Here is an 11,341-nt window from a genome sequence, read left to right as displayed (position 1 = left end):
TCATGGGTGCGGCTGACGCCTTCCTGTCAATGGACGTGACCGTAGAAGTCAAAGCAGTCGACCCTGCACAAGCAGCGCGGCTTTAACGCTCGGCGAATCGGGCACTCAATGCTCGCGTTTCCAAGTTCCGCTTGCTCTTTAAGAAGTTCGAACCGCCGACACGACGTTCGGACGGCCGGCTATCGCCAAGAAGTCGTTCGACGACCAGAACGGTCGGAGCTTAAAGCGCAATCAAATCAGCAGGCCGACAGCGAACGAGCGCTTCCAGGATGCCGGTCTGATGCCTTCGGGGCATTTCTGCGCGTTGAAGACATCAGATGCCGTAGTTACCAATCAGAAGGAGAGAGTGGCAGCACCTTCCTTGATTGCCGCATGCATGAGGCTGGCGCCGGTGATTATCACCCCATCCAGCAGGTCTGACTGCTCATAGCCGCGAGAAGTAACGCAAGGCGTGCAGGCCCAAACGGCGCCGCCTCCCTGCATGAAATCGTCAATCAATTTAGCGAGGGGATCGAGCGGCGCCACCTGCGTCATCGTCTGTCCGCGTTTCCGCAGAAGGTCGATACCAGTGCTCGTAAGGAATAGGCTGACATCGAGGCCAGCGGTGATTGCCCCATTTGCGATCGTGAACGCCACCGACGACAATTCGGATTCGATGCCTTTCGTGATCAGGATGACAAGTTTCTTGTTGGTTTCGGCCATGGAAAATTTCCTTTCAGGTTGTTGCGCGCACCCTAAAAGGCGGTGGTCTCTACGTCTTTGTCTGGAATGCCGCTTGAATTGATCGAATTTCCGCGTTGATATTATGCTTCGGTGAACTACGCTGCCTGGACGTCTAACGACTCCTAAGAATGCTCGTGGCGTTGCTGTGCAACAAGATCAGGTCGCGTAACCGTTCGGCCATCTGCAGCCGTGGCCGATGCAAGAATCGGAGCGGAACCGTTCAAGTCTTTGAGCTAACGCTTCCACAGGAGTTTCGAAGATTGGAGCAGGCAAACCCCCAGACGCTAATAAGCGAGGCGCTGCGTCGGATCCGTATCACGGAAGCTCTTCAATATTGCTATATGCCATCGGGCGATTGGGAGACCGATGCTTCCCCGGCGTCTTACCGACCAAAGGACGCCATCGGCTTTCACATTCTTTGCGGCGGATCATGCTGGATTGAATTTAATGGTCGACGCACCACCCTACGCGAAGGCGACATAACGGCGTTCCCGTTCAGCAGCGCGCATTTTATCGGCGCGGGCGAAGGAGGGCAGATCTTCGATCCAGGTGGGGCATTACCGCCATCGCCCTGGTCTGAGACGCCGATCTTGCGTTTCGGCGACTCTGACCGCGTGGTCCGCTTTCTCTGCGGCTATGTCCGTTGTGAGGCAATGCACTTTCTGCCCTTTCGCGAGGCGCTGCCGGAATTCATTCACGTCTCCACCGCCAACGAGAACGACTGGCTCAACGGGGTCGTCTCGCAAATCGTCCGGGAGGTGGACTGCCCGCACAGCGGTGGAATGGCGATCCTGGAGCGCCTTACCGAGATCGTTTTGCTTGAGGTCCTACGCCGACAGCTTTCTGCCGAGCCGCACCGCACGACCGGCTGGCTGGCTGCCATTCGGGATCCGATCGTCGGGAGGTGCCTACAACTCATTCATCGCGATCCGCTGAGTGCATGGACGCTAAATAACTTGATGAATGAAGTGGGTGCCTCCCGAAGCGTTCTTTCCGAGCGTTTTCAGAACATCCTTGGGACCGGACCGATCTCTTATATGCGCGATTGGCGGCTTTTCCTTGCGAGAGAGCAACTGCTCCAGGGAGACCAGGCGATTAGCAGCATAGCGTTCGAAGCAGGATATTCCTCCGAAGCGGCATTCAACCGCGCCTTTGTCCGCGCGAATGGAATGCCGCCGGCCGCGTTTCGAGCCCACCAGCGCAAGTCGGCCTGAGCGCTTCCGGGTGGCGCATAGGATCTTTGCGACCTGAGAACTGACGCCATCCAGCAGTCGGCATTGGGATGACGGATTCCACTTGAAAGTCTAATATATCAGCGATGGTCGCCAGCGCGAAGCCTCAACAAATCACGTCCGCCGAGCAGGAATCAGTTGGATTACCATTGAAAGCCGGCTTGTTGATCTGGTGAGTTACTCTGACACTTGATGGAACTGGAGCCATTTGGAATGACTTTTAATTCCTTATGCCACCGGAGTATCTCAGGCGCGTGGTGCGCGCACTAATCTTGACGGCCTACTGGCAACCTTGTTCAATCCGGCAATGTTCAAAGCCACAAACGCCGTTCAGATTAAAGTTTCCATCGATGAAATCGAGCCCGTCATCTGGCGCCGTCTGGTTCTGCCTGTTTACTGGAACCTGGAACATCTGCATCTCGGCATTCAGGCAGCCTTCAACTGGTGGAACTATCATCTCTATGAGTTCCGGATCGGCGGTCTTCGCTATGGGGATGTTGAGATCCTGGAGGAGGACGCGACCGACGACGATCCTCGGGTCTTCGATCATAGGGAGGTTCGTTTGCTTGACTTTGAGCAGGGCGCTGTCTTCGGCTACCACTATGATTTCGGGGACGGTTGGCGGCATACCGTCGTGGTCGAGGACTTTTTGACACTCGGCACCGCGCCCAAGCACGGAAGCTGCGTCGCCGGCGAACGGGCGCGACCGCCTGAAGACGTCGGTGGCGTATCAGGGTACGAGCGGTTTCTGGAGATCATTGCCGATCCAGACGATCCCGAGTTTGCCGAAACCATTCGGTGGTGCGGTGGTTACTTCGATCCCGAATGGTTCGACCTTTCGACCGCGCACAAAGATCTCAGCAATGCTTTGCGTCCGAATGTCAAACGGCGTCTATATCAACCAAAGCCGAAAGTTATCTCGAGAAAATAGGTATGGACGGGCTAGCGGTTGATTTTGCTCTTGAAGGGACACGAACCGCGGACCTCGTTGATGCAGCCTTCGCTCATCGAGAGCGAGTGCGTTCGGAAACAGATACTTGCCAGGGATTGTCTTGATTGCCGGCCGTCACCTCGCGCAACTTGGTCTTGCCGATGATGATGGCGCCGGCCGAGAGAGTGTCTGCCAGGCAGACGGCTTCTCGCTCTACAACTGTTCCATCGAACAATGGGCAGCCACCTGTCGTCGGCCAGACCCTAAGTATACGCTCGATTTCGGTCAGATCGCTCCTTGAAAGAAATCTTGATTCCGCATCAATGGCTTGGCCTGCAACCCACATAGATGGGTACATTTTTTATCCTTCCATTGTTGCTTTCTTAATAGGATTGCTCCATATCGTTGCTCAACAACACCCGCCACGCCTCGGACGGAACCNAAGAAATCTTGATTCCGCATCAATGGCTTGGCCTGCAACCCACATAGATGGGTACATTTTTTATCCTTCCATTGTTGCTTTCTTAATAGGATTGCTCCATATCGTTGCTCAACAACACCCGCCACGCCTCGGACGGAACCTCGGTTCCGAAACTGCGCACCCCGGCGGGTTTTTTGTTTTATAGCTATTCGAATCCGCCTATGAAATGGCATGAAGTTCGAAAAGCCCTCCGTCTCCATTCCCGACCAAATCGCCTTGCTGGAAGCAAGGGGAATGGCTGTCCCAGATCATGCCCACGCTGCCCATTGCCTCCAGCATATAAGCTATTATCGGCTGCGGGCCTACTGGTTGCCATTCGAGGACGTGTCACAGGCTAGTGGCAAGCATGGGTTTAAAGCTGGAACCTCCTTCGACCAAGTCTTGGAGCTATACATTTTTGATAGGCGGCTGCGCCTCCTCGTGATGGATGCGATCGAAAGGATTGAAGTATCCTTGCGAGGTAGCTGGGCACATTACCTTGCCATGAAATACGGGCCACACGGCTATCTCGATCCTGGTCTCTATCACCGGCCAGATCGATATGCTCAAGCCTTCGCCAAATTGATCGAGGATCTGGCAAGGTCGAAAGATACCTTCATACTTCACTACAGGAATAAATACGACGATCCAGAGCACCCACCCATCTGGATGACAGCCGAAGTGATATCGTTGGGGCAACTCTCGATGTGGTATAATAATCTCAAGAACCGGCCGGATCGGCAGGCGATCGCCAAGGTTTATGGGTTGGATGAATCGGTTTTGGTATCGCTCGCCCATCACCTGACATACATCCGCAACATCTGTGCCCATCACGGCCGACTTTGGAACAAACAGGTGACGGTAAAGATGATTGTGCCGACGTCTCCTGCGAGCTTAAAGCTGGCTATGAATGGAAATGCGCAGGGGCGAGTCTACAACACCATTGCAGTTCTCGGCTATCTTATGGATATCGTTGCACCGAACAACCAATGGCGCGAACAGATCGCAGGCCTGATGGATTCATGCCCACTGGCAGACCAGGCCGCGATGGGCTTCCCGGCCAACTGGAAGAATCTCTCTGCCTGGAATTGACTAGCTAGGAGTGTCGGATGGCCTTCTACCATTGGCCTGATCTCTGAGCATAGCTCTTGAGTGGGATCGAACTCGCGACCTATTTCTGAATTTCGATTAAAAACGCCTATATAGCGCGAATTGCCAATAAGGTTTTGCAGTAGACACTGCTCCGCTCATACCACGACGCGACGGACCTATACCCAGCCGCATCGCCGAAACAAGAAAATGGAATGCTCTGAAGCCCGCATAGCCGATGACCGTGGAGATCGAAGGTTCCATTATCGTTCAACTATTATGATGGCATAGGAACTTCTAATTACCTTTTTAGGCGAGGACTTTTTATCAATGGGCAACTGCTTGACGAGAAGGGGTTGTCAGAAAATGAATGTCCACGCTGGAGAAATGCCGAACCAACTTCTGCGGCTGCAAAAGATGCATAACGGCCAGAAGGTCGAGCCGACGTTTTCATCCGGGGAAATGAGCCGTCGTCAGAATGCGATGCGCCGTATCCTTGAAGAATTGAAGCTCGATGCCGCGGTGCTAACGTCTTATCATAACGTCTGTTATTTTTCAGATTTCATGTATTGCTACTTTGGCCGCAAATACGCCTTCGTGATTACGGACGAGAATGCGACCACGGTAAGCGCCGGGATCGATGCAGGGCAGCCCTACCGTCGTACGTTCGGAGATAATCTCACCTATACCGACTGGCAACGCGACAATTACTATTATGCGCTCCAGCAACTCCTTCCCGGCGTTAGACGTCTGGGAATAGAGTTCGATCATGTTACCATCGATCTCAGAGTTCAGTTGCAGGCCGCTCTCCCCAATGTTGAACTTGTCGATGTTGGCGCGCCAACCATGTGGCTTCGAACGATCAAGTCCGAGGAAGAGATAGCTCTGATCAAGGCTGGAGCCGCCACAGCCGATATCGGCGGTGCAGCCGTCGTTGCCGCAGTCAAGGAAGCCGTACCGGAGTATGAGGTTGCTCTTGCGGGCACACAGGCGATGGTGCGACATATCGCAAAAACCTTCCCGCATGCCGAACTGATGGATACTTGGGTCTGGTTCCAGTCCGGCGTCAACACGGATGGCGCGCACAACCCGGTCACATCCAGAAAAGTGGGAAAAGGTGACATTCTGTCTCTCAACTGCTTCCCGATGATCGCAGGTTATTACACAGCGCTGGAGCGCACATTGTTTTTCGACCACGCCTCGGAAGCGCATCTACGCATATGGGAAGTGAACTGCAAAGTTCACCGCCGAGGTCTGGAGCTTCTAAAGCCCGGGGCACGCTGTGGCGATGTCGCCACTGAACTCAACGAGATCTACAGGGAAGAAGGTCTGTTGGGCTATCGCTCTTTTGGTTACGGCCACTCATTCGGCGTGCTGTCTCACTATTATGGACGTGAAGCCGGTGTCGAACTCCGCGAAGACATCAATACGGTCCTGCAACCGGGCATGGTCGTATCAATGGAGCCTATGCTGACCTTGCCTGAAGGTTTGCCGGGTGCAGGCGGCTATCGAGAGCATGACATCCTTGTCATCGGAGAAACTGGCGCGGAAAACATCACCGGCTTCCCCTTCGGCCCTGAGCACAATATCATCAAGCCCTGATCTTGATCAGACATCTCGCAGAGCGGGCTTGTTCACAGGCCCGCTGTCGCATTTTCAGGTGATCGACCAATGAGAAATATCCCGACCGATCTTCTGCGCACGTTCCTAGCGGTCATCGACCTCAAGAGCCATACACGCGCCGCCGAGCAGCTTGGCCGCACGCAACCTGCAATCAGTCTTCAAATGAAGAAGCTGCAGGAACTGCTGGATGTCAGCCTGTTCGTGAAAGATGCACCGACCCAGCCCACGGAATCGGGTGAACTCGTCGCCACCTATGCGAGGCAGATGATTGCGCTGAACGACGAAATGGTGCTTCGTCTCTCGAAACGAGAGGGTAAGGGAAAGATCCGGCTTGGTATTCCCAATGATTATGCCGATCATTTCCTGCCAAGACTTATCCCCCGCTTGAAGGAGAGCGGTCACGACTTCACCTTCGAAGTGGTCTGCGACCTCTCGCACAACCTTCTGCAAGGGTTGCGAAATGGCGTTTTCGACATTGTTGTGGCGATGACACCAGACGGACCCGCTGAAGGCGCGTTCATGACATGGAAGGAGCCACTGAACTGGGTGGGTGACGTGAACGACGCCCTAGCCACGAAACATGGCGAACAGATGCGCATCGTCTGTTATCCAGAAGGCTGCCTTTATCGTCGCGCGATGCTGACCGCTCTGCAACGAGAGGGGCGAGGTTATGAGCTGGTGTACACCAGCCCAAGTCTTGCGGGTCTGGAAGCGGCGGTCGGCTCTGGATTTGGAAATACGGTCCTGGCTAGACGCATTGTTCCGACAAAACTGAAGTTGCTGGACGGCGACCTCAATCTCCCTCGGCTAGCGGACGTGGTCGTCGGCATCTATTTGAGCGCAGACAAAAAGCGCTCACCAGTAGCGGAAAGCTTCGCTGCCTATTTCGCCGATGCCTTTCTCGCCGAGTGACCATCTAGATCACTTTGATGTGCGCCGCCTGCTGGATATGCTGATCAGCAGGAAGAGACTTACCGAACAGATTGTCAGCAGGCTTGCAGCGGCCATTATGGTCGGATTGATCTGGTCCCGTATTCCTGAGAACATCTGAACCGGAAGAGTTCGCTGCTCCGCGCCCGTCATGAAAAGTGCAACAATCACCTCATCGAAAGACACCGCGAAGGCCAAGAGCGCGCCTGAGAGTACCCCTGGCAGGATCAGTGGGAGCGTTATATTGCGGAATACCGAAACTGGCCCAGCGCCGAGGCTTGCTCCAGCACGCGACAGATTGGTGTCGTAGGTGGAGAGAGACGACATCACGGTAATTACCACGAATGGCACGGCCATACCGACATGCGCCATGACCAGCCCCGTGCGTGTGTTCGTGAGCCCGAGAAAACCGAAAAACAGATAGGCTCCGACTGCGACGATGACCACCGGCATAATCATCGGTGAGACAATCAGGGCCATGACCAATTTTCGCATGGGAAAGTTCGGGCGCGATAGGCCAAGAGCCGCGGCAGTTCCAAGCAGGGTGGCAATGGTGGTGCTTGCAGTCGCCGTGACGAGACTGTTCCAGAGACTTTGCGTCCACCTGCTATTCTGGAAGAAATCCGAGTACCAGCGAAGCGAAAACTCTTTGATGGGAAAGGTGAAGAACGGATCCTTCGAGACGGACAGCGGAAAGATGACGAGCAGCGGTCCGATAAGAAACAGAAGCACCGTACAGGCGAGGAGAAATACAAGAATTCTGGCCGCGCGTTCGGCAGGTGTTGCGTAGACAGGAAGCCACATGGTCTCACCCCAGCTTTATTCGTTCAGCGCCCACTAGACGCAGGAAAAGAAGATAGATCGATAGCGTCATGACCAGAAGCAGTAAGGCCAAAGCCGCCGCCATGCCCCAATTGAGGTCGCGGTTGATATAGGTCGCGATGAAGTTGGAAAGCATCTGGTCCCTCGGCCCGCCAACAAGCGCTGGCGTGATGTAATATCCCAGCGACAGGATGAAGGTCATAAGACACCCGGCAGCTACGCCTGGAAGTGTCTGCGGCACGTAGATACGCCAGAATGCGGAAAGCGCCGGGGCTCCCAGAGAGCGTGCAGCACGCATTTGCGCCTGCGGGATGGTTTTCATCACAGCGAGGATCGGCAGTATGGTGAAGGGAAGCTGGATATGCGTCATCGCAGTCACGGTTCCGAACCGCGTCAACATCAACTGGAGTTTGTCGGTCGTGATGTGCAGCCCGGTCAATATCTGATTGATGACACCATCCGTTTGCAGAAGAACGACCCATGCCGTCGTGCGGACCAGCAAAGACGTCCACAACGGCAGCAATATCAGAAGCGTCATGAAGGCAGCCAGCCGTGCGGGAGCGACAGATACGATGTAGGCTGTGGGAAAGCCAAGCATCAACGTCGCCGCAGTGACGAGTGCTGCAATCCATAGGGTACGACCGATGATGTCGAGAAAAACAGCCTGCTCTGCCGGTACAGCCGCAAGTGCATTTGCATCATCAAGCCGCATGTCAATCGCCGTAAGCAGATAATAGGGCGTCAGCGAATGGCCGTTGCGCTGGATAATCCGCCAGGTCTCAGGCTCGCCCCATGCCGCATCCAAAGCCACAACCTGTGGCGCAATAGGGCCGGGTTTGAGCTGGTCGACCTTCCGCACCAGAGACATAATCCGGCTTCGCATGCCCGCGTTTTCATAATTCAACCTCTTGCCCAGCGAGGCGGCGGTACTTTCCTTCTTTGCTTTGGTGAGGTCATCAATGAGGGCAGCGAAGGCGTTCTCTGCGGGCACTGAATGGCCGTCCCAATCCGAAAGGCTTGTGATCGTTTTGGACAGAGTTTCCACGACCTCCGGATTATTCAACGAGGAAAAGAGAAAAAGGCCGATCGGCAATGCAAAAGTAAGAGACAGAAACAGAATTGCGGGTAGCGCCAACGCGAAGGCACGCAATTTCATCGGCCTCTCTGATCGCATTAAAGAAACGCGGAGGAGGTTTGTGGAAACCGGGTTCAAAGCATTCTCGCTCATTGGGTCAAAATCCGGCAATCTGTTGCGTCACATCTCAACCGCACCAGCGTCCCAGGAGCGAGACCCAGACCAACGCTCTTGGCGGGCACCGAAGCTACAATCTGCTCGTCTCCGAACACTTTCACGCTCAACCGCGCTCGATCGCCTAGAAACGTGCTGTCGAGCACCGTGCCTTCGATGAGGTTGCTTACCTGTAAATCAGACGAATAGAAGCCGAGAGACTCCGGCCTGATCGACACAGTGACCGGCTGCCCAACTTTCACATCGTTGCCCGCGCCTTTCAGCACTGTTCCATCGGCCATCTGAAGCACAGACATGCCGTTCTCAATGGCCAGAACGGTGCAAGGCAGCGTGTTGTTGTCGCCGATAAAGTTTGCGACGAACCGGTTTTCCGGGGAATTGTATAGGGAAACAGGGTCGGATAGTTGCTGGATACGCCCTTCGTGGAAGATGGCGATGCGGTCCGACATGGTCAGAGCTTCCGACTGGTCATGAGTGACATAAACCATCGTGATACCGAGCCGTTTCTGGATTTGCTTGATCTCGATTTGCATATGCTCACGCAACTGCTTGTCCAGAGCCCCCAAAGGCTCATCCATGAGGATGAGCTTTGGATTGAAGACCATCGCCCGGGCCAGCGCGACGCGTTGTTGCTGTCCGCCAGACAGTTGTTGCGGCTTCCGCTCGGATAGACCGTCGAGCTTAACCATTTCGAGCGCAGCTTTTACACGGGCAGAAGCGTCCGCACCGCGAATACCCCTGTAACGCAGTGGAAAGGCGATGTTGTCGTGCACGGTCATATGCGGGAAAAGCGCGTAATTCTGGAATACGAAACCGATGTTTCGTTTCTCCGGCGGCAATCGTTCGACCGCCTGCCCACCCAACCTGATATGTCCACTCGTCGGCTGCTCGAAGCCGCCGAGCATCATCAATGTCGTGGTCTTTCCCGAACCCGATGGACCGAGCATCGTCAAAAACTCTCCCTGCCTGACGGTCAGGTTGAGATCCCTAACGACGAGCGTTTTTCCGTCATAGGTTTTCTGAACATTCTCGAACGTAACCATTGCGGGGCTTGCGTCCAGTCCGAGTAGCTCCTTTTCGAGCCACTCGTCATTTTTCCCAATCCTGTCCATGGATGACACCACCATGTCAGTTCGAAAGCCAGGTCGTGAAGCGCTTGCGAATTTCATCGCCATGGTCTGCCCAGAAAGCATTATCAAGAGTCAGAGAAGCACGAAGGTTTTCGGGACTGGTCGGCAAATCCTTGGCATTTGCTGGATCTACAAATTCCGACGCACTTTTCCGAACTGGTCCATAGGGAATGTATTTCGTGGTCTGCGCGAGGATTTTCGGCTCCACCGCGAAACGGATGAAATTGATCGAAGCCTCAATGTCTTTCGCACCCTTGGGGATTGCCCAGAAATCGGTGTCCAGTATCTGGTTGTCCCAGACGATACCGAACTTGCGGCCTTCCTTATTGGCGTTGAAAATACGACCGTTCCAGGCCGTCGTCATGGAGACTTCGCCGGACGCCAGCAATTGAGGTGCCTGCGCGCCAGCCTCCCACCAGACGATCTGGCTCTTGATCGTATCGAGCTTGGCAAAGGCCCGATCAACGCCTTCGGGTGTAGCAAGCGTTTCGTAAACATCACCCGGCGCAACGCCGTCCGCCAACAGGGCAAACTCCAGATTGGTGGCAGGGTTTTTCCAAAGACCACGCTTGCCGGGGAAGGTCTTGAGATCGAACAGATCAGCAAGCTTCGTTGGAGCGTCCTTCAGCTTTTCAGAGTCGTATGAGAGTACCGTCGCATAGACAACGGTCCCAACGCCACAGTCCGACGAGGTTCCATCGATCCAATCGCTGCGGTCGCCAATCTTGTCCCACGGCATGGGCTCAAAAATGCCCTCATCGCACCCCTGAAGCAGGGTCGGAGCATCAACATCGATGACATCGAGGGTCGTGTTGCCGGAATCGATCATCGCCTTGATCTTGGCAATCTCACCGCCGTATTCCTGTTCAGATATCGGCCTTCCGGTCTCTGCGGTGTAGCTCTGGAAAACCGCCTTCCGCTGAGCCTCCTGATAAGCACCGCCGAAGCTCATCACCGACAGTGGTTCCGCTCCGAATGCGAGCGTTGCTGATACCTGCGCGGCGAACACCGTCGCCGTAAAAAATGCCTTGTTCATCATGACCTCTCTGGAGATATTTTGCTGTTTGGCCCGTCTTTGCGCGGGTCTGAGATTGAAGGTATTGCGAGCTATGTTGCAGTGCAAATAAGTTGCAGTCATCACCGCATGAGGGC

General features: G+C 54.7%; 11 protein-coding genes. 6 read left to right on the top strand and 5 right to left on the bottom strand.

The genetic code is table 11. From position 1 onward, the window contains the following. Positions 1–333 precede the first annotated feature (333 nt). On the bottom strand, positions 334–702 hold the full coding sequence (locus VQ830_RS18980) for a DsrE family protein (protein ID WP_337269718.1): 369 nt from the start codon (positions 700–702) through the stop codon (positions 334–336). A 281-nt stretch (positions 703–983) separates the two neighbouring features. On the opposite strand from VQ830_RS18980, the gene VQ830_RS18975 reads away from it, so the two are divergent. The 6 genes from VQ830_RS18975 (at position 984) to VQ830_RS18950 (ending at position 6,970) form a co-directional block, all read left to right on the top strand. Further along, positions 984–1,937, top strand: coding sequence for an AraC family transcriptional regulator (locus tag VQ830_RS18975; protein ID WP_337269717.1), 954 nt, complete (start codon positions 984–986; stop codon positions 1,935–1,937). Between the two features lie 325 nt (positions 1,938–2,262). After that, the gene (locus VQ830_RS18970) at positions 2,263–2,886 is read left to right on the top strand and encodes a plasmid pRiA4b ORF-3 family protein (RefSeq protein ID WP_337269716.1); all 624 of its coding nucleotides are present in this window, start codon (positions 2,263–2,265) and stop codon (positions 2,884–2,886) included. Positions 2,887–2,992: 106 nt separating this feature from the next. Beyond that, entirely contained in the window at positions 2,993–3,187 is a 195-nt protein-coding gene (locus tag VQ830_RS18965) for a hypothetical protein (protein WP_337269715.1), read from the top strand. A 351-nt stretch (positions 3,188–3,538) separates the two neighbouring features. After that, a complete protein-coding gene (locus VQ830_RS18960; RefSeq protein WP_337269714.1) occupies positions 3,539–4,438 on the top strand; it encodes an Abi family protein in 900 nt (299 codons plus the stop codon). Between the two features lie 384 nt (positions 4,439–4,822). After that, positions 4,823–6,037, top strand: coding sequence for a M24 family metallopeptidase (locus tag VQ830_RS18955; RefSeq protein WP_337269723.1), 1,215 nt, complete (start codon positions 4,823–4,825; stop codon positions 6,035–6,037). Between the two features lie 69 nt (positions 6,038–6,106). After that, the gene (locus VQ830_RS18950; protein ID WP_337269713.1) at positions 6,107–6,970 is read left to right on the top strand and encodes a LysR family transcriptional regulator; all 864 of its coding nucleotides are present in this window, start codon (positions 6,107–6,109) and stop codon (positions 6,968–6,970) included. Positions 6,971–6,979: 9 nt separating this feature from the next. Here VQ830_RS18950 and VQ830_RS18945 read toward each other — a convergent pair whose 3' ends face one another. The 4 genes from VQ830_RS18945 to VQ830_RS18930 form a co-directional block, all read right to left on the bottom strand. Further along, entirely contained in the window at positions 6,980–7,792 is an 813-nt protein-coding gene (locus VQ830_RS18945) for an ABC transporter permease (RefSeq protein WP_337269712.1), read from the bottom strand. A gap of 4 nt (positions 7,793–7,796) precedes the next feature. Continuing rightward, the gene (locus VQ830_RS18940) at positions 7,797–8,966 is read right to left on the bottom strand and encodes an ABC transporter permease (RefSeq protein WP_337269711.1); all 1,170 of its coding nucleotides are present in this window, start codon (positions 8,964–8,966) and stop codon (positions 7,797–7,799) included. 68 nt (positions 8,967–9,034) lie between these two features. Then, on the bottom strand, positions 9,035–10,171 hold the full coding sequence (locus VQ830_RS18935; protein WP_337269710.1) for an ABC transporter ATP-binding protein: 1,137 nt from the start codon (positions 10,169–10,171) through the stop codon (positions 9,035–9,037). Between the two features lie 16 nt (positions 10,172–10,187). Continuing rightward, positions 10,188–11,225, bottom strand: coding sequence for an ABC transporter substrate-binding protein (locus tag VQ830_RS18930; RefSeq protein WP_337269709.1), 1,038 nt, complete (start codon positions 11,223–11,225; stop codon positions 10,188–10,190). Between the last annotated feature and the right edge of the window lie 116 nt (positions 11,226–11,341).

Source organism: Oryzifoliimicrobium ureilyticum, from assembly GCF_037199735.1.
GTDB lineage: Bacteria > Pseudomonadota > Alphaproteobacteria > Rhizobiales > Rhizobiaceae > Rhizobium > Rhizobium ureilyticus.
This window is presented reverse-complemented; position numbering and strand designations above follow the sequence as displayed.